This is a genomic window from Corynebacterium lipophiloflavum DSM 44291 (genome assembly GCF_000159635.1).
In the GTDB taxonomy this organism is placed as follows: domain Bacteria; phylum Actinomycetota; class Actinomycetes; order Mycobacteriales; family Mycobacteriaceae; genus Corynebacterium; species Corynebacterium lipophiloflavum.
Window position 1 is genome coordinate 180,462 of record NZ_GG667192.1, and the last position, 23,212, is coordinate 203,673.

25 protein-coding genes and 2 tRNA genes are annotated in these 23,212 nt (G+C 64.9%); 17 read left to right on the forward strand and 10 right to left on the reverse strand.

The features are described from left to right. Positions 1-38: 38 nt before the first annotated feature. On the reverse strand, positions 39-1,484 hold the full coding sequence (locus HMPREF0298_RS04030; RefSeq protein ID WP_006839832.1) for an HNH endonuclease signature motif containing protein: 1,446 nt from the start codon (positions 1,482-1,484) through the stop codon (positions 39-41). A gap of 146 nt (positions 1,485-1,630) precedes the next feature. Between HMPREF0298_RS04030 and era the strand changes: the two genes are divergently transcribed. From era to HMPREF0298_RS04045, 3 genes are read left to right on the forward strand one after another with little or no spacing between them, the layout of a single operon-like run. Continuing rightward, on the forward strand, positions 1,631-2,554 hold the full coding sequence (gene era / locus HMPREF0298_RS04035; RefSeq protein WP_006839833.1) for a GTPase Era: 924 nt from the start codon (positions 1,631-1,633) through the stop codon (positions 2,552-2,554). Beyond that, complete coding sequence (recO, locus tag HMPREF0298_RS04040) at positions 2,544-3,269, forward strand: DNA repair protein RecO (protein WP_006839834.1); 726 nt, start codon at positions 2,544-2,546, stop codon at positions 3,267-3,269. The genes era and recO overlap by 11 nt, the downstream gene beginning before the upstream one ends. Before the next feature lie 7 nt (positions 3,270-3,276). Next, positions 3,277-4,017, forward strand: a complete 741-nt coding sequence (locus HMPREF0298_RS04045; RefSeq protein WP_006839835.1) for an isoprenyl transferase — start codon at positions 3,277-3,279, stop codon at positions 4,015-4,017. On the opposite strand, the gene HMPREF0298_RS04050 is transcribed toward HMPREF0298_RS04045, so the two are convergent. Continuing rightward, a complete protein-coding gene (locus HMPREF0298_RS04050; RefSeq protein WP_006839836.1) occupies positions 4,014-4,475 on the reverse strand; it encodes a Fur family transcriptional regulator in 462 nt (153 codons plus the stop codon). The genes HMPREF0298_RS04045 and HMPREF0298_RS04050 overlap by 4 nt on opposite strands. A gap of 9 nt (positions 4,476-4,484) precedes the next feature. Next, positions 4,485-4,949, reverse strand: coding sequence for an ArsR/SmtB family transcription factor (locus tag HMPREF0298_RS04055; protein WP_050758303.1), 465 nt, complete (start codon positions 4,947-4,949; stop codon positions 4,485-4,487). A gap of 206 nt (positions 4,950-5,155) precedes the next feature. Between HMPREF0298_RS04055 and HMPREF0298_RS04060 the strand changes: the two genes are divergently transcribed. From HMPREF0298_RS04060 to HMPREF0298_RS04070, 3 genes are read left to right on the forward strand one after another with little or no spacing between them, the layout of a single operon-like run. Next, positions 5,156-6,538, forward strand: a complete 1,383-nt coding sequence (locus HMPREF0298_RS04060) for a glycine--tRNA ligase (protein WP_006839838.1) — start codon at positions 5,156-5,158, stop codon at positions 6,536-6,538. A 24-nt stretch (positions 6,539-6,562) separates the two neighbouring features. Continuing rightward, on the forward strand, positions 6,563-7,072 hold the full coding sequence (locus HMPREF0298_RS04065) for a hypothetical protein (RefSeq protein WP_006839839.1): 510 nt from the start codon (positions 6,563-6,565) through the stop codon (positions 7,070-7,072). Next, on the forward strand, positions 7,069-7,491 hold the full coding sequence (locus HMPREF0298_RS04070) for a hypothetical protein (protein WP_006839840.1): 423 nt from the start codon (positions 7,069-7,071) through the stop codon (positions 7,489-7,491). The genes HMPREF0298_RS04065 and HMPREF0298_RS04070 overlap by 4 nt, the downstream gene beginning before the upstream one ends. 4 nt (positions 7,492-7,495) lie before the next feature. On the opposite strand, the gene HMPREF0298_RS04075 is transcribed toward HMPREF0298_RS04070, so the two are convergent. Next, positions 7,496-9,508 (reverse strand): TPM domain-containing protein, encoded by a 2,013-nt coding sequence (locus HMPREF0298_RS04075; protein WP_006839841.1) that lies wholly within the window; start codon positions 9,506-9,508, stop codon positions 7,496-7,498. A gap of 58 nt (positions 9,509-9,566) precedes the next feature. Here HMPREF0298_RS04075 and HMPREF0298_RS04080 point away from each other — a divergent pair, with 58 nt between their 5' ends. Then, positions 9,567-10,871 (forward strand): deoxyguanosinetriphosphate triphosphohydrolase, encoded by a 1,305-nt coding sequence (locus tag HMPREF0298_RS04080; protein WP_040422482.1) that lies wholly within the window; start codon positions 9,567-9,569, stop codon positions 10,869-10,871. A 4-nt stretch (positions 10,872-10,875) separates the two neighbouring features. On the opposite strand, the gene HMPREF0298_RS04085 is transcribed toward HMPREF0298_RS04080, so the two are convergent. Continuing rightward, positions 10,876-11,292, reverse strand: a complete 417-nt coding sequence (locus HMPREF0298_RS04085) for a guanyl-specific ribonuclease (protein WP_040422653.1) — start codon at positions 11,290-11,292, stop codon at positions 10,876-10,878. Between the two features lie 96 nt (positions 11,293-11,388). On the opposite strand from HMPREF0298_RS04085, the gene dnaG reads away from it, so the two are divergent. Then, on the forward strand, positions 11,389-13,284 hold the full coding sequence (gene dnaG, locus HMPREF0298_RS04090) for a DNA primase (RefSeq protein ID WP_006839844.1): 1,896 nt from the start codon (positions 11,389-11,391) through the stop codon (positions 13,282-13,284). A 159-nt stretch (positions 13,285-13,443) separates the two neighbouring features. Here the strand turns inward: dnaG and HMPREF0298_RS04095 are convergent, their stop codons facing one another. After that, the gene (locus HMPREF0298_RS04095) at positions 13,444-14,082 is read right to left on the reverse strand and encodes an 8-oxoguanine DNA glycosylase OGG fold protein (protein ID WP_006839845.1); all 639 of its coding nucleotides are present in this window, start codon (positions 14,080-14,082) and stop codon (positions 13,444-13,446) included. Positions 14,083-14,128: 46 nt separating this feature from the next. Here HMPREF0298_RS04095 and HMPREF0298_RS04100 point away from each other — a divergent pair, with 46 nt between their 5' ends. Next, positions 14,129-14,710 (forward strand): MazG nucleotide pyrophosphohydrolase domain-containing protein, encoded by a 582-nt coding sequence (locus HMPREF0298_RS04100; protein WP_006839846.1) that lies wholly within the window; start codon positions 14,129-14,131, stop codon positions 14,708-14,710. A 9-nt stretch (positions 14,711-14,719) separates the two neighbouring features. Here the strand turns inward: HMPREF0298_RS04100 and HMPREF0298_RS04105 are convergent, their stop codons facing one another. Next, positions 14,720-15,142: a hypothetical protein gene (locus HMPREF0298_RS04105; RefSeq protein ID WP_006839847.1), complete on the reverse strand. Its 423-nt coding sequence runs from the start codon at positions 15,140-15,142 to the stop codon at positions 14,720-14,722. A gap of 227 nt (positions 15,143-15,369) precedes the next feature. Between HMPREF0298_RS04105 and HMPREF0298_RS04110 the strand changes: the two genes are divergently transcribed. From HMPREF0298_RS04110 to HMPREF0298_RS04120, 3 genes are all read left to right on the forward strand, one after another. After that, positions 15,370-16,122 carry a lytic transglycosylase domain-containing protein gene (locus HMPREF0298_RS04110; protein ID WP_006839848.1) on the forward strand — a complete coding sequence of 251 codons (753 nt, stop codon included), beginning with the start codon at positions 15,370-15,372 and terminating at the stop codon, positions 16,120-16,122. A 70-nt stretch (positions 16,123-16,192) separates the two neighbouring features. Next, positions 16,193-17,467 carry a phosphopyruvate hydratase gene (gene eno, locus HMPREF0298_RS04115; RefSeq protein ID WP_006839849.1) on the forward strand — a complete coding sequence of 425 codons (1,275 nt, stop codon included), beginning with the start codon at positions 16,193-16,195 and terminating at the stop codon, positions 17,465-17,467. A gap of 160 nt (positions 17,468-17,627) precedes the next feature. Beyond that, on the forward strand, positions 17,628-18,206 hold the full coding sequence (locus HMPREF0298_RS04120; protein ID WP_006839850.1) for an FtsB family cell division protein: 579 nt from the start codon (positions 17,628-17,630) through the stop codon (positions 18,204-18,206). On the opposite strand, the gene fmdA is transcribed toward HMPREF0298_RS04120, so the two are convergent. After that, positions 18,203-19,591: a formamidase gene (gene fmdA, locus HMPREF0298_RS04125; protein WP_006839852.1), complete on the reverse strand. Its 1,389-nt coding sequence runs from the start codon at positions 19,589-19,591 to the stop codon at positions 18,203-18,205. The two genes, HMPREF0298_RS04120 and fmdA, sit on opposite strands and share 4 nt — an antisense overlap. A 282-nt stretch (positions 19,592-19,873) precedes the next feature. Between fmdA and HMPREF0298_RS12145 the strand changes: the two genes are divergently transcribed. The 4 genes from HMPREF0298_RS12145 (at position 19,874) to HMPREF0298_RS04140 (ending at position 22,488) form a co-directional block, all read left to right on the forward strand. Further along, positions 19,874-20,137: a hypothetical protein gene (locus HMPREF0298_RS12145; protein ID WP_006839853.1), complete on the forward strand. Its 264-nt coding sequence runs from the start codon at positions 19,874-19,876 to the stop codon at positions 20,135-20,137. Positions 20,138-20,350: 213 nt separating this feature from the next. Beyond that, a complete protein-coding gene (locus HMPREF0298_RS12150) occupies positions 20,351-20,932 on the forward strand; it encodes a hypothetical protein (RefSeq protein ID WP_157464373.1) in 582 nt (193 codons plus the stop codon). An 81-nt stretch (positions 20,933-21,013) separates the two neighbouring features. After that, positions 21,014-21,559 carry a DUF501 domain-containing protein gene (locus tag HMPREF0298_RS04135; protein WP_006839855.1) on the forward strand — a complete coding sequence of 182 codons (546 nt, stop codon included), beginning with the start codon at positions 21,014-21,016 and terminating at the stop codon, positions 21,557-21,559. Beyond that, a complete protein-coding gene (locus tag HMPREF0298_RS04140; RefSeq protein ID WP_006839856.1) occupies positions 21,556-22,488 on the forward strand; it encodes a Ppx/GppA phosphatase family protein in 933 nt (310 codons plus the stop codon). The genes HMPREF0298_RS04135 and HMPREF0298_RS04140 overlap by 4 nt, the downstream gene beginning before the upstream one ends. Here the strand turns inward: HMPREF0298_RS04140 and HMPREF0298_RS04145 are convergent. Together HMPREF0298_RS04145 and HMPREF0298_RS04150 are read right to left on the reverse strand one after the other, a co-directional pair. After that, positions 22,485-22,772 (reverse strand): hypothetical protein, encoded by a 288-nt coding sequence (locus tag HMPREF0298_RS04145; RefSeq protein ID WP_006839857.1) that lies wholly within the window; start codon positions 22,770-22,772, stop codon positions 22,485-22,487. The genes HMPREF0298_RS04140 and HMPREF0298_RS04145 overlap by 4 nt on opposite strands. A 61-nt stretch (positions 22,773-22,833) precedes the next feature. Next, positions 22,834-22,907: transfer RNA gene (locus tag HMPREF0298_RS04150), tRNA-Ile, on the reverse strand. 159 nt (positions 22,908-23,066) lie between these two features. On the opposite strand from HMPREF0298_RS04150, the gene HMPREF0298_RS04155 reads away from it, so the two are divergent. Further along, a tRNA-Asn gene (locus HMPREF0298_RS04155) sits at positions 23,067-23,139 on the forward strand. Positions 23,140-23,212 lie beyond the last annotated feature (73 nt).

The following is a 23,212-nucleotide window of genomic DNA, read 5'->3' on the forward strand; positions in this document are numbered from 1 at the left end:
CGCCCTGGTTCCCTGGTGGGAATCGAGGCGTGCGGGTGTCAGGCGCTGGCTTTGGGCTCGGCGGGGAAGACCGGTGGGTCGGGCGGCTGGCCGGGAGCGCCAAGCCTGTTGAGATGGCCGCGCCGGAAGAGTTTCGCCCAGGCTGAGTCGTGGAATCCGACGGTGTCGTTGAACTCGATGCTGCCGTCGGGGTTGACCACGCCGATCCTGCCGGTTGCGGGGTCTCGTTCGACGTGGGATCTGCCGTGTGAGCCGTCTCTGGCGTCGTTGTTGAACCGGTGGTGGCGCCGGCACAATGCGGCGAGGTTGTGGACGTCGGTATTCCCGCCCCTGATGTAGGACAGGATGTGGTGGATTTCGGCCTCGGACGTGGGTACCGAGCACCCGGTCCAGGCACAGACGCCTTGGACGGCCAGTGCCACGATGCGCTGTTCGACGCTGGCGAGACGGGTCCTGCCAAGCGATAGCGGGACGCCGGTCGCGCGATCGATGTGCAGGATGAAGTCCTCGGTGCCTCCCATGCCCAGGCGGACGAGGTCGAAGCAGGACAGTTCCGCGCCGGTGTTCGAGGGAAATGTTGTGGTGTAGTCGGCTTCAGCGAGGTCGTCGAGGGTGATCGAGATGACCACGGAAGCCGCACCCCGGTTCTTCGCCTGGCGGTCGTGCTCGTACTGCATCATGATGTTCCACAGCTGGTCGAACTTGCGCTGCGCTGGCATCCGGGTGTCGTCGGCGCTGGCATCGGCGATGTTGGAGCCGGGGCCGGAGTTGTGGTCGAGCAGGGCCTTGATCAGTGCGTAGTTGGCCTCGGTGAGGGTGACGTTCATCGTGCGCGTACCGTCGGCCCTCTTCGGCGAGAAGCTCACGCCGCGCCTGTCGAACCCTGCGTTCGGGTCGTTTACTGGCTTGTGCTTGCGGTTGGCGCGCTCGACTAGGCGGCGCACGAATGCGCGGAGGTCCTCAGGGGTGCGGGTCTTCGCCTCGGCCATGGCCCGCTTGAAGATCGCGGAACGTTCCACGCTGGCGTGCTTTGTCAGCTGGCGCAACTCTCGGTCGATGATGGCCTGCTTTTCCGCGGAGACTTCCTGGGAGTCGCGGCGCGCTTGGCCTTTGGAGTCTTCTGCCGGTGGGTCGAACAGCGGGGCTGAATCCTCCGGCTCATTCGGCTGGGGAGGCTGTACTGGCGGGTCGAAGAGGTCCTTGGCCCGGTCAAGTCGGCGGAAGGCCTCGCCGCGTGATAGGCCGAGGGCTTTTTCCAGATAGTCGCTGGGCCAGTTGCCGCCGACGAGGCGGCCCGCGTTCTCGCGAGCGCACACATGGGCGAATGCGGCGTCGATATATGCTTTCTTCGCCGACGCTCGTTCGAGGCGCTCCATCTCGCTGTGGATTTCCTCCAGCGTGAGGGAGGAGGGGTCGTCGAAAAGCGTGCACAGCTGGTTCAACGTGTCCTCGTAGGCGCTGACGAGCGCGGCAAGCTTTTCCATGACTCCCCCTTTCCGTTTTCGAATGTCTGTGCCCAATTATACTAGCGCCCATTTAGCACACAAGTGCTAGAGTGTCACCATAGTGTGCACTCAGGGACACACAGCCCGCGCGATGAAAACCGGCCGCGCCACCCGCCCCAGCTAAGATGGCGTTTATGAATACGAACACGCCTGAGGGCTTCCGCTCCGGCTTCGTCAGCTTCGTCGGCCGCCCGAACACCGGCAAGTCGACGCTGACAAATGCTCTGGTGGGGGAGAAGATCGCCATCATGGCGGACCAGCCGGAGACGACGCGTCATCCGATCCGCGGCATTATCAACCGTGAGGATGCGCAGGTCATCGTCGTCGACACGCCTGGCGTGCACCGCCCGCGCACGCTGCTCGGCGAGCGGCTTAACGACGTCGTCCGCGACACCTTCGCCGACGTCGACGTCATCGGTTTTACCGTCCCGGCAGACGAGAAGATCGGCCCCGGCGACCGCTTCATCCTGGAGCAGATCCGCAAGACCAAGCCCAACGCCCCGATTGTCGGCATTGTGACAAAGCTGGATAAGGCAAGCAAGGACACCGTGGGCGAGCGTCTCGTGGAGCTGCACGAACTGCTTGGCGAGGATTGCGAGGTCGTGCCCGTTTCCGCGATCGAGGCGGTGCAGCTCGACGTACTGCTCGATATCCTGGTCGAGCACCTGCCCGAGGGCCCGCAGTTTTACCCGGAAGGGCACGTCACGGACGAGGACACGGAGACGCAGATTTCGGAGCTGATCCGCGAGGAGGCGCTCCAGGGTCTGCGGGAGGAACTGCCGCACTCGGTGGCGGTGCAGATCGATGAGATGCACCCCGACCCCGACAACCCGGAGCGCCTGCGGATTTACGCAGTGCTGTTCCTCGAGCGCCCGGGGCAGAAGAAGATCATCGAGGGCCCGGACGGGCGCCGCCTGTCGGGTATCGTGCACCGCTCGCGCAAGCAGATCATCGAGCTGCTCGGCCAGAATGTCTTCCTCGACCTGCGCATCAAGGTGCTCAAGAATTGGCAGTCGGACCCGAAGGCGCTGGGGCGACTTGGCTTCTAGGGCGAGTTACCGCGACCGGGCGTTCGTGGTGCGCACCTACGATTTCGGTGAGGCGGATCGGGTCGTGGTGCTGCTGACGCGGCACCACGGTCTCGTGCGCAGCGTGGCTAAGGGCGTGCGGAAGTCCCGTTCGCGCTTCGGTTCGCGGATCCAACCCTTCGTGGACATTGACGTCCAGCTCTACCCAGGCCGCAACTTGGCCACGATCACCGCCGCCGACACGGTCGCCTACTTCGCGGGCCGCATCATTGAGGATTTCGACCGCTACGCTGCCGGCTGCGCGATCTTGGAGGCGGCGGAGAAGCTCAGCTACTCCGACGCCGAGCGCGGCAGCTCGCTTTTCGACGCCACCCGCGACGCCTTGGAGCAGCTGCAAAGCCCCGAGCAGCACCCGACGCTCGTACTGGATGCGTTCATCCTGCGCGCGACCGAGCACGCTGGCTGGGGTGTGAGCCTGTTTCACTGCGCGAATTGCCAGGCCCCCGGCCCGCATAAGGCGTTTAGCGCCCCAACAGGTGGGGCGGTGTGCAACAACTGCCGCCCGCCGGGCTCGGCTGACGTGGATCCGGAGACACTGCACGTCATGTGGCTGATCCAGAACGGACACCCGGCGGCAACCGACATGGTCGAGCAGGTGCACCGGCTGACCACGGCCCACCTGCACTGGCATTTGGAGACAGCCGTGAAGAGTTTGAAGATTATGGAGCAGGCATAATAGAGCAATGACCCTTCCCAACATCGCCCCCGAGTTCATTCCGCGCCACATCGCTGTGGTCATGGACGGCAACGGCCGGTGGGCCCAGCAGCGCGGATTGAAGCGCACGGAGGGCCACAAGCGGGGTGAGGCCGTGCTGATGGATTGCGTCGATGCCTGCATCGAGCTCGGCACGGTGGAATGGTTGTCGGCGTACGCGTTTTCCACCGAGAACTGGCGCCGCAGCGCAGAGGAGGTGCGCTTCCTCATGGGGTTTTCCCGCGACGTGCTGCGCAACCGCCGCGACGACCTCCACGACAAAAACGTGCGCATCCGCTGGGCGGGACGCCGCCCGCGACTGTGGCGCAGCGTGATCCGCGAGCTGGAGAAGGCCGAAGACCTCACCCGGGACAACACCGGGCTGACGCTGGTGATGTGCGTCAACTACGGCGGGCGCGCGGAGATTGTCGACGGGGTGCGTTCGCTTGTCGACGCCGCAGCACAAGGCCAGATCCGGCCCGGCGAGATCACCGAGGACACTTTCTCCCAGTGGCTCTACCAGCCCGATATGCCGGACGTGGATTTGTTCTTGCGGCCCTCGGGCGAGCAGCGCACCTCGAACTTTCTTCTGTGGCAGTCGGCCTACGCGGAGATGGTCTACCAAGAAAAATTGTGGCCGGATTTCGCTCGTGAGGATCTCTTCGCTGCTGTGCTGGAGTACACCAAGCGCGACCGCCGGTTCGGCGGCGCGATCGAGCACAACGCCTAGGACTTCTTGGCGCGGGCCTCTTGGCAGGCGCGGCACACGCCGAAGACTTCGGCGTCGTGCCCGACGAGTTCGTAGCCGTAGCGTTGGGCGACGAGCTGCGCCCAGCGCTCCACCGGCCCGCCCTCAATCTCCTCGCTGCGGCCGCACTGGGTGCACATTAAGTGGTGGTGGTGATGCTCGGTAAGGCAGTGGCGGTACAGGGACTCGCCGTCTTTGTTCTGCAGAACGTCCACGGCCTCAACCTGGGCCAGCGACTGTAGCGTGCGGTAAACGGTGGTCAGGCCCACCCTTTCGCCGCGCTCCTCGAGTGCGTCGTGGATTTGGCGCGCCGAGACGAACTTGTCAATGTCGCGCAGCGCTTCGACTACCGCGGTGCGCTGCCACGTGTTCCGGACGCCTAGTTTGGGCGTAGAAGCGTGACGTTTGGGAGCGGGGGTGGCCGACGGTGAGCGAGACATGTCCCCATTCTATTCCCGAGTCGGCCCCGGTGTGAATGGTGCCAGTCCGGGGTCGCGCTGGGGCCGGATGTCGGACGGGGGGTCAATGATAGCTGCCGCGCCGGATGAGGAGCGCTGATCGCGGATCGTGGTGGCGTCGGAGAGGCGTCGAGAAGCGAGCTCGTCGTTTCCTTCGCCCGCGCAATGAACCACCGCGAGGTCGGCGAGCTGAAAAATAATGTCGATAATGGCGGGCTCGGCGAGGCTGTAGACAACCTCGCGCCCCGCCCGGGTCGCGTCCACGAGCCCGGACTTCTTGAGCACGCGCAGGTGCTGGCTGATCAGGGGCTGCGACTTTTCCAGCTTGGATACGATCTGGTGCACAACATGTGGCGACGTATGCAACAGCAGAAGGATCTGCAGTCGAAGAGGTGAGTCCAGGGCGCTCACGAGCGCAGCCGTACGCCCAACGTCACGTGGTTGTAGACCAATCACGACCTTCAGCCCCTTTCTCACTCCTATTCTAAGCGGTGGGCGCGCTTTATATCGCACTTTTCAACCTATAATAGACGAGTGTCCGCGGAAGGGGTGCAACCGCTCCGCTAACCGCCGACTCCGGTCAGTTGGGCGACCCGCTACACTGGGCAATTAGTTTTGTCACTGCTTTTCAAACCGCCATCTGATTTTTACAGGAGTTGTCCATGGCCTCCAGCAACATCGATACCGTCGTCAATCTCTGCAAGCGTCGCGGGTTGGTCTACCCGGCGGGCGAGATCTACGGCGGTACCCGCTCGGCGTGGGATTACGGCCCGCTCGGCGTGGAGTTGAAGGAGAACATCAAGCGCCAGTGGTGGCGCCACATGGTGCAGTCGCGCAGGGACACCGTGGGCGTGGACACCTCGATCATCCTGCCGCGCCAGGTGTGGGTCGCCTCGGGCCACGTCGAGGTGTTCACCGACCCGCTGGTCGAATCGCTGCACACCCACAAGCGCTACCGCGCTGACCACCTGCTCGAGGCCTACGAGGAGAAGCACGGCCACCCGCCGGCCAACGGGCTCGCCGACATCAACGACCCCGAGACCGGCCAGCCGGGCAACTGGACCGAGCCGCGCGCCTTTTCCGGCCTGATGAAGACCTTCCTCGGCCCGGTCGACGACTCCGAGGGCCTGCATTACCTGCGCCCAGAGACGGCACAGGGGATCTTCGTCAACTTCAAGAACGTGATGACGTCGGCACGCATGAAGCCTCCGTTCGGCATCGCGAACATGGGCAAGTCCTTCCGCAACGAGATCACCCCCGGCAACTTCATCTTCCGCACCCGCGAGTTCGAGCAGATGGAGATGGAGTTCTTCGTCAAGCCCGGCGAGGACGAGCAGTGGCACCAGTACTGGATTGACAACCGCCTGCAGTGGTACATCGACCTCGGCATCGACCCGGAGAACCTGCGCCTTTACGAGCACCCGAAGGAGAAGCTGTCGCACTACTCCAAGCGCACCGTCGACGTGGAGTACGCCTACAACTTCACCGGTTCGAAGTGGGGCGAGCTCGAAGGCGTGGCCAACCGCACGGATTACGACTTGAAGACCCACGCGGAGGCCTCGGGCGAGGACCTGAGCTTCTTCGACCAGGAAACCAACGAGCGCTGGATCCCGTACTGCATCGAGCCGGCAGCCGGATTGGGCCGTGCGATGATGGCCTTCCTCATCGATGCCTACCACGAGGACGAGGCCCCGAACGCGAAAGGCGGGGTGGACACCCGAGTGGTGCTCAAGCTGGACCGCCGCCTGGCGCCGATCAAGGTCGCGGTGCTGCCGCTGTCGAAGAAGCCCGAGCTCTCCGGCCCTGCCGAGGATCTCGCGCAAACGCTTCGCCAGCACTGGAACGTCGACTACGACACCTCGGGTGCGATCGGCCGCCGCTACCGTCGACAGGACGAGATCGGTACCCCGTTCTGTGTCACGTTCGACTTCGACAGCCTTGAGGACAACGCGGTCACGGTGCGCGAGCGCGACACCATGCAGCAGGAGCGCGTCAAGATCGACGAGCTCGAGTCCTACCTGGCCGCACAACTCATCGGCGCCTAGAGGCGCGCGAAGAAAGATAAGCCCATGCACTACGTCAGTTGGGATCGCAGCGACAAGGACAACCTGAAGCTGCTCGCGGAAAACGGCCCCGAGGTGCTCGGGGTGTTCACCCACGAGCGCGCCACCGTCGGCGACCAAGAGTGGGAGCTGGTCACCTCGCCGGAATCCGGCGCGGTCGCGACGCGCGCCGGCGAGGAGATTGTGCGCGCCACCGGCAGCCTAAAGCGCGACAAGAACATCCCGGTTACCGTCGAGGGCCGCGGTTACGCGCTGGTGAACGAGTGGTCGAAGAACTGGATCGTCGACGACGCCGCTGGCAACAAGGTCGCGCAGTTCACCCAGGACCACAACGGCGTGCGCCGCGCGATCCTCGAGTTCGAGGGTGAAACCCAGCTCCCCGCGACCGACATCGCCGCGCTGGCGTGGGTCTCGCGCGAGGTGCTGGAGACGAAGAAGATGATCAACTCGACCGTGCTGATCGCCTTCCTGGTCTTCCTCTCCATCTTCGTCGTCGTGGTCTTCCTCATCCAATGATCTGGCAGGGCAGCTCGCTTCTCGACGGCCCCACCACCGTGGCCGAAGCCACCGCAGACGCCGTGGTGGTAGGCGCCGTGACGCTGAGCGTGTCCTCGTCCTCGCGCGCAGACGTCCGCGCTACCGCGCCCGACGGATCCACCTTTCGGGTGGCCAAGGCGGGGCTAACGGTGTCGCGCTACCGCGCCGAGTGCGCCGGGCGCACCTACGCGCTCAACCGCACCAGTGGCAAGCGGCGCGAAATCCTCGACGCGGACGGTCGTGTTGTCGCGCGCACCCGCGGCCTGGCCAGCGGCGACTTGGAGGTCGACCTGGCTGGGTCCGCGGCGGACGAGGGCCCCGAGGTACTGCTCGACGTGGTGTTCATGTCGTGGGCACTAACGTTTGTCGACGCGCCCACGAGGCGCACCTTGTACTAAGCGCCTAGAACATCCCGCCACGCCCGACGGGCCCGCCCCCGGAGAACCCTCCGCCGCCGCCGAAGCCGCCGCCCCCGCCGCCAAAGCCGCCGCCCCCGCCGCCGAAGCCGCCGGAGAGGATCGAGCCCCAGATGATCGCGTTGGCCATGTTGCCCGCCACACCGCCTGCCATCTGCTGGTTGCGCTGCTGCTGGTAGCGGTTGATGTCGTCGTTCGCGGAGCTGGAGGCGCGGCGCGCGGTTTCGGTCGCGGTGCGCGCGAAGTCGATGGCGCCGCGGGTGTCGCTCGTCGCCCGGTTGCGCGCCTCGTTGAACTGGCGCTTCGCTTCGGCCAGCAGGGAGCGGGCGTGGGAGCTGATAATGCGACCACGAGAGTTAATCAGGTCCTCAGCCGACTGGATCTGCGCCCCGGCGACCTGGAGCTGCTGCTGGAGCACGGTCAGTTGGCGGTTCTGGTCGGCGGCGGCGCCGCGGGCGGCGTCGATGTGGGCGTCGATACGCGAGTCCAGATCGGTCAGATCCGTGTACAGGGAGAGCGGGTCGGTCTCGGCGCGGTTGCCCATCGAAGCCAGACTCTGGCGCGCCTCGGCGGCAATGGCGTCGAGCGCGGCGACATCGATCTGCGCGCCCTGCTTGCTCGCGCCCTTGAGCGACTCGATCTCTCGCAGTTCGCCCTCGATCTCGGTGATCAGGGCGGGAAGGTTTGCCCTAGAGTCGCGGATGTTGGTGTCAGCGTGCTCGATGGCGGCGAGGTTGGTGTCGGAGACTTCGACCGCGTGGGAAGCGGAGGCCAGCAGGTCCACCAGTGCGCCCTGGCGCCCGGCGGGCTGGGACGCGACGCTGCGCGCCTCGGTCAGCAGCCTCTCGGCCTCATCGAGGGAGTCCGTGGCCACGCCGACGTTCGGGGCGATTGAGGCGAGTATCTCCTCTGAGTAGCGCGCACGCAGGTCTTCCAGCGTGGCCTGCGCCGGCTCGAGGCGGGCGCGGAGGTCGATCGTGCGCTGGACAATCTTGTCGATCTCCTCGTCCGCACGCATGAGAGTGCCACGCATCTCGTTGAACTCTGCCGACTTGGCCTGCAGAGCTTCGTTTGCCTTGCCGGCCGACGAGATGATGTCGATCAGCATCGCGCGCTTTTCCGGCTCGGTTTCGGGGATGGCGTCGTAAAGCCGCTGGTGGGTGGCGAACGCGCGCTGCAGGGTGGAATTCGCCGTGTTCATCGCGGACGTAAAGGGCCGCACGCGCTCGGGGCCGAACTCCGCGGTGGCCAGGGACAGCTCCTCCTTGCCCTGGCGGATGGACTCGTCGGAGTGGACAAGGGCGTCACGGGCGAGCTCTTCGAGCGCTGGCGTGGGCAGGCGCGATAGGGAGTCGGTGTCTCCCGGGCCCAGCTCGCGCGCGGCGGCGATCTGGGCCTGTTTGGTCTTTTTCGTGTTGCGCCGCGATGCGGCCCAGATTCCGCCGCCCGCGACGGCGGCCACGCCGAGCCCTCCCGCGACCAAGAGGCCGCCCTGCCTGTCGCTTGCGCCGCCGCCCGCTGCCGCATCCACGGCAGCCAACGCCGCGCCGGCCCAGTCGTTTTGGGTCAGGCGCGCGTACGCCGCGTCGTACATCGCGTCGACCTCGCCCTGGGACCACATTTGGCCCGCGTCGACGGCAAAGGAGCGTTCCTGCGGGGAGATCGCGATGACCGCGGTGTTGGATCCGTTTTGGTTAACCGCCTCCTGGGCCCACTGTTCGGCGCTCATGGATCCGAAGGAGTCGAGGTAGACCACGCGGACGGTCTTTTGTTTCTCCGCCGCGACCTGCGCGACGGCGGATTCGATCTGGCTGATCTCCCCGGGGCTTAAGACTCCGGCTTCGTCGGTGACGGCGTCGCTAAGCCGGCCGGGCGCAAGTGAGGTCGCCTGTGCCTGGACCGAGGTGCTCAGTGCGAGTGCGGCGGGTGCGGCGGCGGTGCCGAGTCCCGCTGCGAGCAGCGGGCCGGCGAGCAGGATGCGAAGATAGCGCGGATTCATGTGTTCTAGGGTAGTCGCAACCGCGACATTGCACTGCGACGCTTTAAGGTTGGACAACGTGTACCCATACAGCGATGTCGACGTCGAGCGCCGTGCGCCCGAGGGCCCGAAGGGTTCGCAGATGTCCGAGTCGGTGGACCAGCGCGGCGCGTTCTCCCGGGACCGCGCACGGGTTCTGCACTCGGCCGCCTTCCGACGCCTCGCCGACAAAACCCAGGTCGTCGGCCCCCGTGACGGTGATACCCCGCGCACCCGGTTGACGCACTCGATCGAGGTCGCGCAGATTTCCCGCGACATCGGCCTAGGCCTCGGCCTCAACCCCGAGCTGTGCGACATGGCCGGGCTGACCCACGACATTGGCCACCCGCCCTATGGGCACAACGGAGAGGTCGCGCTCAACGAGCTCGCCGCGACCGCCGGCGGTTTCGAGGGCAACGCGCAAACCCTGCGCATCCTGACCCGCCTCGAGCCGAAGGTGATCGACGGTGAGGAGTCCTTCGGGCTCAACCTCACCCGCGCCGCCCTCGACGCCGCCTGCAAGTACCCGCGCACGCGCACGCTTGACGACGGCTCAACGGCGCGCAAGTACTCCGCCTACGACTCCGACCGCCACATCCTGGAATGGCTGCGCGCGGGCCACACCACTGACGCCCCTCCGATCGAGGCGCAGGTGATGGATACCGCCGACGACATTGCGTACTCCGTGCACGACGTCGAAGACGGCATCGTCTCCGGGCGCGTCTCGCTGAAGGTGCTGTGGGACTTCGTTGAACTCGCGGCGCTGGCCGACAAGGGTGCGCAGGCCTTCGGCGGCACCGCCGACGAGCTCATTGCGGCGGCCGATCGCCTCCGGGCGCTGCCGGCGATCGCGTCCGCGGCGGATTTCAACTACTCGCTGTCGGCCTGGGCGGGGCTCAAGCAGCTCACCTCGGAACTCGTGGGGCGCTACGTTGGCGCGGTGACCTCGGCGACGAGGTCCGCTGATGTCAACCAGCCCGACGCGCTGCGCAGCGACCTCAACCCCGACGGTGCGCTGGGCAGACAACACGGCCGGCTGATCATCCCCGCCGAGGCGGAGGCCGAGGTGCGCCTGCTCAAAACAGTCGCGGTGCTCTACGTCATGGACATGCCCACCCACCTTAAGCGCCAGGACCGCCAGCGCGACCGCATCTACCGCGTCTACGATTATCTCTCCCACGGCGCCCCCGGCACCTTGGGCACCATGTTCCAGCAGTGGTGGCTCACCGCCTCGTCCGAGCAGGAGCGCGAGCGCGTCATTATCGACCAGATCGCATCACTTACCGAGTCGCGCCTGGAGCGGTTGGCAAAGCGCTCTGCCAGCCTCGAGGGGTTTATGGGCTAGGGCTTTACGTAACCCCCGGTACTTCGCAGAAGCTTTCGTAATGGTCACCCGTGTAGTACCACTCGTCGACCTCGCCGTCGGCACCGCCGCCGGTGACAATCCGCCGCTCCCCGCGGTGGCCCAGCCCGGGCGTTTCCACGGTGTACTCCTGGTAGTAGCCGAGCTCCTCTTCGGGAAGGACGCCCTCGTAGTTGCCAAAGCGCCGGTCGTCGAACTCGGGGTGGGGGTAGGGGCCATCGTTTTCGACGGTGTCGATGGTGTCCCACGCCTGGGCGGGTACCTCATCGGGGGAGCAGAACTCAACTCCCGAGGGCCCGCCCTCGGCGATGTTCCTGATCCCGAACATGCCCAAAGACGCGCCGACGAGCCCGATGAGCAGCACACCGAGGTAGCGGTTTCTGAGCCCAGAGTTATCTGCCATGCGCTTCATTATCACCCACGGCCCCGTGAGGCGGGCTAAAACCCCGGCTCACCTGCGCGGTCCGTGGTTGTCAGCGAAGCGGCTACGATGTAGCTCATGGCTAAGGGCAGGATTCCGGATAGTGACATCCAAGCAATCCGCGAGCGCGCGCCCATCGACGAGATCGTCGGTGAGTACGTGCAGCTCAAACCCGCGGGCCACGATTCGCTCAAGGGCTTAAGCCCGTTCAAGGACGAGAAGACCCCGTCGTTCCACGTCCGCCCCGCCCGCGGCTACTACCACTGCTTTTCCACGGGCAAGGGCGGCGACGTCTTTTCTTTCCTCATGGAGATGGAGCAGCTGACCTTCCCCGAGGCCGTCGAGGCGGTCGCGGAGCAGATCGGCTACCACATCAATTACCGGGGTGGGTCCACGGGCGCGCGCGACGTCAAGCCGGGGACCAGGGCGCGCCTGCTGGCGGCGAACAAAGCGGCGCACGAGTTCTACCGCAAGCAGCTCGAGAAGCCGGAGGCGGAAGTCGGCCGCCAGTTCCTCCTCGACCGCGGTTTCGACCAGGACACGATCTACCACTTCGAGTGCGGTTACGCGCCCGACGGCTGGGACACGCTGACCAAGCACCTGCTTCGCAAGGGCTTCGACGTCCAAGAGCTGCAGGACGCAGGCTTATCGACGATGGGACGCCGCGGGCCCATCGACAAGTTTCGGCGCCGCCTGTTGTGGCCGATCAAGGACGTCGCGGGCAACGTCATCGGGTTCGGCGCCCGCAAGCTTTTCGACGACGACCCGATGGGCAAGTACATGAACACCTCCGACACGATGCTCTACCACAAGTCGAAGGTGCTCTTCGGGCTGGACCTGGCGAAAAAAAGCATCGCCACCGAGCACCAGGCAGTGGTTGTGGAGGGCTACACGGACGTCATGGCGATGCACGCCGCGGGTGTGACCACCGCCGTCGCGGCGTGCGGCACGGCGTTTGGCAAGGACCACATGTCGATTATCCGCCGCCTGATGCTCGACGACAACTACTTCCGCGGCGAGCTGATCTACACGTTCGACGGCGACGAAGCGGGCCAGAAGGCCGCGATGCGCGCGTTCGAGGGGGATCAGGCGTTTACCGGCCAAAGCTTCGTGGCCGTCGCCCCGGAGGGGATGGACCCGTGCGATCTGCGGCTGGGCAAGGGCGATTCCGCGGTGCGTGACCTCGTTGCGAGCCGCGTGCCAATGTACGAGTTTGTGCTCGGGACGCTGCTTCAGAACTACTCCCTGGATACCGCGGAGGGTCGCCTCCAGGCATTGCGGCGCACAGTCCCGGTCGTCGCCGAGATCTCCGACCCGGTTCTGCAAACTGAGTACGCGCGCCGCCTCGCGGGCTGGGTTGGTTGGCCGAACCCGGGCGAGGTGATATCCCAGGTACGCGATGAGGCGAAGAAGCCGAAGAAGTCCAAGCGCTCCTTTAGCCCCAGGGCGCAGGCCACCCAACCGACGAACACCGATGCGCCCCTTCTGGTCGCGCCGGCACCGGACGACTCGTTGCTGTGGCCGCAGCGCGAGGCGTTAAAAATCGCGCTGCAGTACCCCGATGTCGCCGGAGACTACTTTGACGGGATCAACCCGGACGCCTTCACCAACGGCGCGTACCGCCAGGTGCGCGACGCAATGGGCGCGGTGGGCAGCGTGATCGCGGTGAGCAGCGGGGTGGAATGGATCAGCGAGGTTGCCGGGCAGATGCGCGACCTGGCGGGGCGTAACTTTGTCTCCGAGCTCGCGGTGGAGGAAATTCATGCTGACGACATCGAGGCCTACGCGGACTCGGTCTTCTCGCGTCTGCAGGAAGCCCGCGTGGGTGACCAGATCGCGCAGCTCAAGGCCCAGTTGGAGCGTATGCGCCCAGCAGACGACGAGCGCGCGTACAACGCCTTGTTCTCGGATCTACTGGCTTTGGAGACGGCGCGCCGGGAGCTCAACAACCGGGCGTTTCGCCCCGGGCACTAGCTGCGCCGTGATCCGCGCCGTAGGGGCGACTGCGCGATCTGGACTGCGCAATGTGGGCGCGGAGGTTGCTAGCGACCTGGGGATTTAGAAACTCGACGCGCTAAATTGCGCAATCCACAGCGCGCGGACGCCCGCCGCCCCCTCAAAAAAAGATGCGACCTAGCTGCGCGACAGCGCGTACTCGACGGCGTCGAGGGGAGCTGAGGAATCCCATTCGTCGCGCACCGCGGTGACCGCAGCGAGGTAGTCGGCGTAGGTTTCGGCGTCCCATTCAGAACTGCTGACTCCGAGCGCCTCAGCCGCGGCATCGGAGACGATGACCGGCCCGGGCTGATCGCCGCTTTGCGGACCCGCCAAAAAGTACACCAGGATGGAGGCGTAGCGGCCGGGCAGGCCGGTGGCGCGCACGCGCGCGTACTGCGCGACCGGGTCCAGCCCGTCGAGGGAGCGCAGCGCTTGGATGAGCTGCTGCGCCTGGCCCTTGTTGCGCAGGAACTGCTGCAGCTTCAGCTGCGTTTGCGGGGACTTTCCGGCGCCGAAAGCAAAGGCCGCGCCGATGAAGTCGATCACGGCGTCGCGGGTGTAGCCGGACGCGGTGGCGTCGGCGGCGAACTGGTAGACGTCGCCACGCGTGAGCGAGGCGAACGCATCGTCCTTGTACGGCGGGACGTGGCCGAGGTGGTGCGGCCAGCCGGTCTTCCAGCGGCGCGGCGAGAACGACGAGGACTCGTTCATCACGTCCTCGGTGGTCGGGGAGAGTTCCGCCAGAACGGACAGGGCGGTTTTGTGGTCAGTCATGGAACCTATTGTTCCAGATCCCCGGGCCCCAATAAGATGGGGCACCATGACTGTCCTGGTTCTCGACCCCCGTTGGCCCGACATGATTCCCCTCGGTGTTCGGATTCGCGGCACCGTGGCGTTTACGTCCGAGGTGCCCGTGTCAGTGCGCTGGGCGATCGAGAGTACGGCTGATGGTGAGAGCTGGCTGCTGACCACCGACCCTTCCGACGCGGAGGTCGCGGCGCGCATCGCCGGCGGTGAAGAGGTTATCGAGGTAGCGAGCCTGTCCGACCCGTTGCTGGCGGCGACGCGCACGATGCGCGTCGCGCGCCGCCGCGGGGAGTGGGAGAGCTCAATGACGCACGAGAGCCTCCTGCCGTTCTTGGAGGAGGAGGCCGGTGAGTTCGCCGAGGCAGTGCGCCGTGGCGATGGCGCGGAGTTAAAAAAGGAGCTCAGCGACCTTTTCCTGCAGGTGCTGTTCCATTCTGAAATCGCCGCCGGCTTTGACTTTCCGGATGTCGCCCAGGCGTTCGTGGATAAGATGCGCTCGCGCGCGCCCTATCTTTTCGACGGCTCGACCGGCGTCGTCGGAATCGAGGAGCAGGACCGCCTGTGGGCGGAGGGTAAGGCGCGCGAGCGGGGATAACGCGCCGGGTTAGAGCTGCAACGCGGGCAGTACGTTGCGCAGCTCAGGCAGCCCCGCCTGGGAGGACAGCTGGGAGGCGAACGCGATCGCCTGGTTGAGCGGGGTGACCGGGTCCGGCTTGACCACGCCGCACTCGAGGGCGCGGTCGCCAATGGTGTTGATGGTGGAGGCGGAGACCAGGCGCAGGGTTGCATCGTCGCCGACTGCCTTGGTCAGGCTGGCGACTAGCTCGCCGCGGGTGGTTTCCGCGCCGACGAAACCGGTGGACTTCAGCCCAGTGGAGACGGTCCCGCAGTCGGCGGTGGCGATGCCGCCGTTGACGAGCTTGGCGATTTCGACCACATTCGCGGTCTGAGCGTGGGCGGGGGAGACGCTGACAACAGTGGCGGCGGCGAGAAGGCCGGCCGCGAGGGAAGTGGAGAGACGACGCATGGCGTTGTCCTTCTGTCGTAGGAAAAGTGGTGTCGCCGGCGACTTTACACGTGGCACATGTGAATGGAGTGAACAAAGTGACTATTGTTGTCAAAATGTGCCCCATCGCAGCGCCTCACCGCGTGCCGGTAGGATGGGCCGTCATGACTTATCGCCCGACTCGGCACCAGCCAGATGACAACCGCCCCGGCAAAGTAGCCGCCGGGTGCGGCTGTGCTGGCGTTGTCATGGTGGTCACGGCGATTGTCTTGATCATCGCGCTCACTGGCTGGGTGTTTTCGATTTTCAGCAACGTCAGCCCGTCGCCAAGCAGGCAGCCGGTGCCCGCCGACATGCCGCCAGCTGCGGCTGAGGCGCCGCCGCTTATCGACGTCCACGCGCCCGGTCGCACCTCCGACAACCTCGCGGAGTGGGCCGCCCCGATCGCGGAGCAGACGGGGATTGACCCGCAGGCCGTGCGCGCCTACGGCAACGCCGCGCTGATCGCTCGGGAGGCGTGGCCGACCTGCAACCTTGCCTGGAACACGCTTGCCGGGATCGGCTGGGTGGAAACGCGCCACGGCACGTATACCGGCCGCACGTTTGACGGCGGCCGACTCAACGAGGACGGATTCGCCGAGCCCCCGATCGTCGGCCCGGCGCTTGACGGCAGCGGCAACTTCGCGGAAATCCGTGATACCGACGCCGGCGCGCTCGACGGTGACACCACCTACGACCGCGCGGTTGGGCCGATGCAGTTCCTGCCCGGCTCCTGGAAAATCTACGGCCGCGACGCCAACGGCGACGGGGTGGCGGACCCGCAGCAGATCGACGACGCGGCGCTCGCCTCGGCGAACCTCTTGTGTGCCGACAACCGCGACCTGTCAACCCCGGAGGGGTGGCGCGATGCGATCTTTAGCTACAACAACTCCAACGACTACGTGGTAAAAGTCCGCGACGCAGCGGCGAACTACGCGTTGTCGCAGCCGGCACACCGCTAGGGCGGCCACAAAGCGGGAAAACTCTGCAACAATTGAAGCCACATACGCTTGACTCACCTAAGGAGAAACAGTGGCTGACATCATTCACGCATTCGCACGAGAGATCATGGATTCCCGCGGCAACCCGACCGTCGAGGCGGAGGTCTTCCTCGACGACGGGGCGCGCGGCATCGCCGGTGTTCCTTCCGGTGCTTCCACGGGCGTCCACGAGGCCCACGAGCTGCGTGATGGAGACGAGCGCTACGAGGGCAAGGGCGTACGCAAGGCAGTAGACAACGTCAACGAGGAAATCGCCGATGCGATTGCCGGCATCGAGGCGGACGACCAGCGCCTCATCGACCAGACTATGATTGAGCTCGACGGCACCGACAACAAGTCGCGTCTTGGCGCGAACGCGATCCTTGGCGTTTCGATGGCCGTCGCTAAGGCAGCCGCGGAGTCCGCTGGCCTGCCTCTGTACCGCTACATCGGCGGCCCGAACGCGCACATCCTGCCGGTGCCGATGATGAACATCCTCAACGGCGGCGCGCACGCGGATTCCGGTGTAGACGTCCAGGAGTTCATGATCGCCCCGCTCGGCGCCGAGACCTTCGAGGAGGCACTGCGCATGGGCGCGGAGGTCTACCACGCGCTCAAATCCGTGCTCAAGGCCAAGGGCCTGTCCACCGGGCTTGGCGACGAGGGCGGGTTCGCCCCCTCCGTCGACTCCACGAAGGCCGCGCTTGACGTCATTGTCGAGGCCGTTGAGAAGGCCGGTTACACCTTGGGCGACGACATCGCTCTCGCCCTCGACGTCGCGTCCTCCGAGTTCTACGAGGACGGCGTCTACAACTTCGAGGGCGGCAAGCACAGCTCGGCGGAGATGATCAAGGTCTACGCGGAGCTCGTTGAGCAGTACCCGATCGTGTCCATCGAGGACCCGCTGGACGAGGACGACTGGGACGGTTACGTCGAGCTCACCGCCCAGATCGGCGACAAGGTTCAGATCGTCGGCGACGACTTCTTCGTCACCAACCCGAAGCGCCTCGCCGAGGGCATTGAGAAGAAGGCCGCCAACGCCCTGCTGGTCAAGGTCAACCAGATCGGTACCCTGACCGAGACGTTCGACGCGGTGGACCTCGCGCACCGCAACGGCTACCGCACAATGATGTCGCACCGCTCCGGTGAAACCGAGGACACCACCATCGCGGACCTCGCCGTTGCTTTGGGTTGCGGCCAGATCAAGACGGGTGCGCCGGCGCGTTCCGAGCGCGTGGCCAAGTACAACCAGCTCCTGCGCATCGAGCAGGAGCTTGGCGACGCCGCCGTGTACGCCGGCCGCAGCGCCTTCCCGCGCTTCAAGTAGCAGCCCGCTTATCGACGCCCCCGCGGCGCGCGCGTTGTACCGAACGCCGCCCGAGGGGGCGCTCTCCTGCCGTTATGGTGCAGCGGAACCGATCGAGGCGCGAAGTTTCGTGGTGGCACCCCTGTGAGTATGGGCAGACCGGCTACACTTTCACATCACTATGACCACACGCGCCACACCCCCGGAGAACCAGCCGCGCCGCCGCCCTAAGGCGACGACGGTGCCCGTGGCGTCTCGTGAACGCGCGCGGCGGGAGCGGCAGCAGGCGCGCGCCCTCAAGCAGAAGAAACCGCTGGTCAAGCAGGACCTCACCAGCTGGGCGATTCTCATAGCCGTCCTTATTGCGGTCCTTCTGGCCATTGCGGTTCCTCTGCGCAACTACTACGAGGGACGCAGCGAGATTGCCCGGCTCAACGATTCCATTGCAGCTCTCGAGCAGCGAAAAACAGAGCTGGAAACGGACATCGCGAAATACGACGACCCGGAATACGTCAAGCAGGAGGCGCGACGCCGCCTCGGTGTCATGGAGCCAGGGGAAACAGCGTGGCGAATCATGGACCCGCGGATGACCCAGGGCGAGAACATCACCACGGACCAAGCCCCCGACGACCGCTCCTGGCCGGAGGTGCTGTGGGACAGTCTGCGGGAAGTTCCGGCCCCTGAAGCGCCTGCGCCGCCCGCTGACCAGGCCGCAGAAGCACCGGCTGCCAGTGCTCCTGCGGAGCAGCCTGCACCCTAGTGGCGGTGCCAGTCGCCGAAGGCGGTGCCCTTGAGCACCGCATCTGAGCCGGCGAGCTGTTTGACCAACGCCATGCGCTCGTTGTCGCCCGTGGGTACGGCCCGGACGACCTCGGTGTTGTCAAGCGATGACGCCGAGGCGAAAGACGCCTGTAGGTTGCCCTCTAGCCGGTACGGGCTGGATGTGGACGGGCGGACGTCGAAATCGAAAATCTCCGTGGGCAGATACAGCGTGGCGCAGGCGTTGGGGTAATCCACCACTGCGGAGAAGTGCGCCTCGATGGGGGCCGCGCCGAGGATGAGGAAGGCCTGCTCCTTGGAGTACCCGAAAACGGTGAGGTAATCGATGCAGTGCTTGACAGCGTTCTGGTACGCCAGCGTCGCATCGAGGTGGCGCTGCTCGCCTTCGTTTGTGATGGACAGGCCCGTGAAGGTGAGCCAGTCCGTGTACTTCGGCCCCTGGTCGCCGGGGACGAAGATCGGTGCGCCGGTGGACTTGTACGTGTTCATGCCGTCGGGGATGATGTCGACGGAAAACTCGACGTAGCCACCCATTTCAATGGCCCCGCAGAGGGTGATCTCGCCGTCGCCCTGGCTGAAGTGGAGGTCGCCGAAGCTGAAGTTGGCGCCGTCGACGAAGACGGGGAAGAAGATGCGGCTGCCGGCGGTGAGGTTTTTGATGTCCATGTTGCCGCCGTTTTCGCGGGGCGGAACGGTCACGGCGGCCTCGCGCGAGATGCGCGAGATATCCGCTTCGGGGACAGCTCCCAAGGTTGCGGATTTCGGCTGCGGCGGGACCGCGAGGGGAGGGAAGCGGTGGGGGTCGGTCGCTATTAGGGAAGCCTCGCGCTTGTTCCATCGGGCCAGCATGTCAGGACTTGGAGCGGTGCCCATCAATCCGGGGTGGCACTTGGAGGCAAACGAGACGCCCGGGATGTGGCGCGAAGTGGCTACACCATCCTTGAAATCCCAGATTGCCTTGTAGGCGTCGGGCATGAATTCGTGCAGGAACCCGCCGCCGTGCTTGGACGCGAAGATGCCGGTGTAGCCCCAGCCTTCGCCGGCGAGTTCACCCGGGTTGTCGGACTCGCTCAGGGGGCCGACATCGATGAGGTCGACGACGAGGAGATCCCCGGGCTTGGCGCCCTCGATTCGGAACGGGCCGGAGAGCTGGTGGGGTTTTTCGAAGGGGACGGTGAGGATGTCTTCGGCGGAGTCAGTGTTTTTGACGTGTCCGTCGAACCATTCGCGGGATTCTGCGCGCACGGTTTCGCCGGGGTTGATGGACATGATTGGCGGGATGTCGGGGTGCCAGCGGTTGTGTCCGACGACGTCCTGCTGATCGAAGGGGCGGGTGGAATCGAGAGTGTATGCGTGATCGGCCATAAGTGCAGGATACTCACCGAAACATCGGTTTTTTATCTATCGACAGGTATAAACTTGAGCGGCGGCGCTGTAATATTGGCCACCTCCGCTGCGGCCAAGCGGTCTACCTCACAGAAACGACTGATCTACGTCGCGGGGCGCGCGGGCGACGCAGGCTTCAGGCAGGGTGTCGGCGGCTGCCCGCTTTCGATTGGATGGAGCCACGTTATCCAGCAAAACAGCGCGCGTCGTCGGGTTCAGCCCTATCCTGGGGGTAGCCAGTAACTAAAGTATGGAACGAGAATGAGCAACGAACACCCCAATGCTTTCGACGACGACGGGATTGGAAAAGAAATCGGGGAGTTCGATTTCAAGCCCGAGCAGTATGGCGATGTCGAAGACATCCTCTCCGACGAGGGTGCGGTTCCCGACAGTGATTCGCCGGAAACTAGCGGCCAGTCCGCTGCCGGAATGGCTGCCGAGGCTAACCGCGAGGCGGAGAAAGTTGCCGTTGCCTTCCTGAAGAAGGTGTTGCGCCTTCGTAGCGTGCAGATTGACCGGGAGTAATTCCTACGCTCAGAACTAAAGAAGCGCTGGGTTTCGGATGCCGACACCGAGCGCGCGATTGCAACTGATGTCATCACCGCAGGCATTAATCCCGAAATTCTCGACGACATTGCCAAGTCGGCGATCACTTTCGAAACACGTAAGTCGTCCGCATTGTCGGCGGCCGCTGGACTTCCAGGCGCGCTGGGGATGGTAGCGACGGTTCCAGCTGACGTGACCCAGTACTACGTACATGCTTTCCGCATTATGCAGAAATTGGCTTACGTTTACGGGTGGACGGCGTTTTTTGACCAGGCCGAAGAGGTGTCTGACGAAGTTCTCGCACAATTTGCCACCTTCTTCGGAGTGATGCTTGGGGTCGGAGGGGCGGCGAACGGAGTGCGGACATTCATAGCGCAGATGGCGGCGCCGGCCATCCAGAAGAACGTCGCAAAGAAAGCGCTGACAAAGACGGCCTGGTACCCGGTGATGGAGAAGACGCTGCGGCTCGTCGGTGTGAAGATCACCAAGGACTCGGTGGGTAGGGCCGCGGGCAAAGCTGTGCCAGTTGTGGGAGGCGTCATCTCCGGCTCTATGACCTACGTCGCGTTGAAGAGTCAGTCAAAGCGTCTGCAAGCCACACTCCGGGAGATTCCCGCCCCGAACGGCGTGGCCACAATCTCCTACTTCGGTGTAGATCTGACTGAACCCCGCGGAGCTGTCGAAAAAGCGGAGCAGGCAAAGGCCTCTCGGATCACCAGTACGGTCAGCGCAGCTGCGGGCTCGTTGAAGAACCGGGCTCCGCCTTCCGTTTAGGACGCAGAAGCGTTCCGACGCCCCCGGCACCGCCAAGGAAGATGAATAGCGCCTCGGCCCCTGGGGGTAACATCTCGAACCATGACGCCCACCCCTGAGGACCTCGACATCGTCGCCGAGCAGCTCGGCCGCGCGCCCCGCGGCGTGCTCGAAATTTCCTACCGCACGCCAGACGGCCAGCCCGCGGTGGTCATGACCGCGCCAAAGCTTGACGACGGGACACCGTTTCCCACCCTCTACTACCTCACCGACCCGCGTCTCACCGCCGAGGCGAGCCGCCTTGAGGTTGCCCAGGTGATGAAGTGGATGGAGCAGCGCCTCGGTGAGGACGCCGAGCTAGCGCGAGACTACCGCGCTGCGCACGAACACTACTTGGCTAAGCGCAACGCCATCGAGGACCTCGGAACCATGTTCTCCGGCGGCGGAATGCCGGACCGAGTCAAGTGCCTGCATGTGCTCATCGCCTACGCGCTCGCCGAAGGCCCGCAGCACATCCGCCTCGGCACGGAAGCGGTCGCGCTCGCCGCCGAACACGGCAATCTGCGTGGCACAGCTATCCCCGCGGACTGGCCCACCGTGGACGAGCTGGGCATCGACCTGGAAGAAGCAGGGGAGGGCCTCGCGTGAATCCGGTGACCGTCGCCGCCGTCGACTGCGGTACGAACTCCATCCGCCTGTTGATCAGTCGTCGCAACGAAGACGGCACGAGTGTTGAGATTGCGCGTCGTAACACGATTGTCCGGCTTGGCCAGGGCGTCGATAAGACGGGTACGCTCGACCCCCGCGCCGTAGAACGTACCCGCGCGGCTTTGGCCGCCTATGTCGAGGAAATGGAGGCCGCCGGCGTAACCCGCGTGCGCATGGTCGCCACTTCGGCAACTCGCGACGCGTCGAACCGCGAAGATTTCTTCGCCATGACCCGCGAACTGCTCGGGCGGATCCAGCCGGGTGCTGAAGCGGAAGTAATTTCAGGTGATGAAGAAGCCGCGCTCTCCTACGCCGGCGCCACCGCGGATCTCAAGCAGGCGGGCAACGTGTGCGTCATCGACTTGGGCGGGGGATCGACGGAGTTCGTCACCTCGGACTCGTCGATCTCGACTCAAATGGGGTGCGTCCGCGTCACCGAAAGGCTGATGCGCTCTAACCCTCCTGCAGAGCAGGAGGTGGATGCCGCACGCGCTTTCGTGCGCGAGCGGATCGCAGAAGCAGTTGCCGCAGTCGATCTCGCGCGCGCGCAAGGCTTCGTGGGCTGCGCGGGTACCTTCACCACCCTCTGCGCCCTAGCTCAGGGGTTGGAAACATACGACCCTGAGCGCATTCACATGGCCGAAGTGTCGTTCGACAGCGTCAGGCACGTTGCGGCGGTGCTTCTCCGCCAGACCTCGCAGCAGCGCGCGGCACACCCCGCCATTAGCGAAGGGCGCGCCGATGTCATTGCCGCCGGCTGCGTCATTGTGGAAGAAATCATGGATGCCGCGGAGCGGCTGACCAATCATCGCTCGTTCGTAATCAGCGAGAAAGACATCCTCGACGGGATTGTCGCGGGCCTGACTTAGTCCTCGTCGGGTTCGTAGATCTTGTCCTCGGGGTTGGAGGAGCCGGCGCTGTCGTTCTTGCGGCCGCGTAGGCGACGCTTGCTCTTGAGATCTTCCACCTCGCGCATACGTGGCTCAGGATCGAGCTGATTTGCCAGTGCCTTACGGGTCGACGTGACCACCTGCTTGGTGATGGGCGAATTGGCAACCGCGCGCGAAGCATCGACAATCTGGTGGTAGCGCTTCCTGCCCGCCTTCGTGCCGAACACGTACCCGGCGGCTGCTCCGACAACGAATTGAATCATGGGGCCATAGTACCCATGATTCGATGCACAAGCCTGCATCGATCCGGTTGGCGTGTGAACGTGGGGCCAGCGGGGCTCGAACCCGCGACCAGCGGATTATGAGTCCGCGGCTCTAACCGACTGAGCTATAGCCCCCTTGGTAAGTCCCGACACACCTTACCCGAGCCACCGAAACCAATTGAAATCCGGGTGGCCGAAACTAGGTGCCAAACCACGCCTAAGCTTGCGATTTGGCTACTTTGGGGTCGCTGTCTATAGTTATAACTCGTTGCGGATACGCTTTCCGCGCGAAATTCCTCCATAGCTCAGTTGGCAGAGCATTCGACTGTTAATCGAAGGGTCACTGGTTCGAGCCCAGTTGGAGGAGCAAAACGAAGCCAGCCAGAGATGGCTGGCTTTTCTGGTGCTTGAGCGCGCCGGAAAAGGTGATGGGGAAACGT

Bases quoted from the DNA above. Each gene is read 5' to 3' on its own strand.
- HMPREF0298_RS04030 (WP_006839832.1), bottom strand. From the start codon at position 1,484: ATGGAAAAGCTTGCCGCGCTCGTCAGCGCCTACGAGGACACGTTGAAC.
- era (WP_006839833.1), top strand. From the start codon at position 1,631: ATGGCGTTTATGAATACGAACACGCCTGAGGGCTTCCGCTCCGGCTTC.
- HMPREF0298_RS04045 (WP_006839835.1), top strand. From the start codon at position 3,277: ATGACCCTTCCCAACATCGCCCCCGAGTTCATTCCGCGCCACATCGCT.
- HMPREF0298_RS04050 (WP_006839836.1), bottom strand. From the start codon at position 4,475: ATGTCTCGCTCACCGTCGGCCACCCCCGCTCCCAAACGTCACGCTTCT.
- HMPREF0298_RS04060 (WP_006839838.1), top strand. From the start codon at position 5,156: ATGGCCTCCAGCAACATCGATACCGTCGTCAATCTCTGCAAGCGTCGC.
- HMPREF0298_RS04065 (WP_006839839.1), top strand. From the start codon at position 6,563: ATGCACTACGTCAGTTGGGATCGCAGCGACAAGGACAACCTGAAGCTG.
- HMPREF0298_RS04070 (WP_006839840.1), top strand. From the start codon at position 7,069: ATGATCTGGCAGGGCAGCTCGCTTCTCGACGGCCCCACCACCGTGGCC.
- HMPREF0298_RS04075 (WP_006839841.1), bottom strand. From the start codon at position 9,508: ATGAATCCGCGCTATCTTCGCATCCTGCTCGCCGGCCCGCTGCTCGCA.
- HMPREF0298_RS04085 (WP_040422653.1), bottom strand. From the start codon at position 11,292: ATGGCAGATAACTCTGGGCTCAGAAACCGCTACCTCGGTGTGCTGCTC.
- dnaG (WP_006839844.1), top strand. From the start codon at position 11,389: ATGGCTAAGGGCAGGATTCCGGATAGTGACATCCAAGCAATCCGCGAG.
- HMPREF0298_RS04095 (WP_006839845.1), bottom strand. From the start codon at position 14,082: ATGACTGACCACAAAACCGCCCTGTCCGTTCTGGCGGAACTCTCCCCG.
- HMPREF0298_RS04100 (WP_006839846.1), top strand. From the start codon at position 14,129: ATGACTGTCCTGGTTCTCGACCCCCGTTGGCCCGACATGATTCCCCTC.
- HMPREF0298_RS04105 (WP_006839847.1), bottom strand. From the start codon at position 15,142: ATGCGTCGTCTCTCCACTTCCCTCGCGGCCGGCCTTCTCGCCGCCGCC.
- HMPREF0298_RS04110 (WP_006839848.1), top strand. From the start codon at position 15,370: ATGGTGGTCACGGCGATTGTCTTGATCATCGCGCTCACTGGCTGGGTG.
- HMPREF0298_RS04120 (WP_006839850.1), top strand. From the start codon at position 17,628: ATGACCACACGCGCCACACCCCCGGAGAACCAGCCGCGCCGCCGCCCT.
- fmdA (WP_006839852.1), bottom strand. From the start codon at position 19,591: ATGGCCGATCACGCATACACTCTCGATTCCACCCGCCCCTTCGATCAG.
- HMPREF0298_RS12145 (WP_006839853.1), top strand. From the start codon at position 19,874: ATGAGCAACGAACACCCCAATGCTTTCGACGACGACGGGATTGGAAAA.
- HMPREF0298_RS04135 (WP_006839855.1), top strand. From the start codon at position 21,014: ATGACGCCCACCCCTGAGGACCTCGACATCGTCGCCGAGCAGCTCGGC.
- HMPREF0298_RS04145 (WP_006839857.1), bottom strand. From the start codon at position 22,772: ATGATTCAATTCGTTGTCGGAGCAGCCGCCGGGTACGTGTTCGGCACG.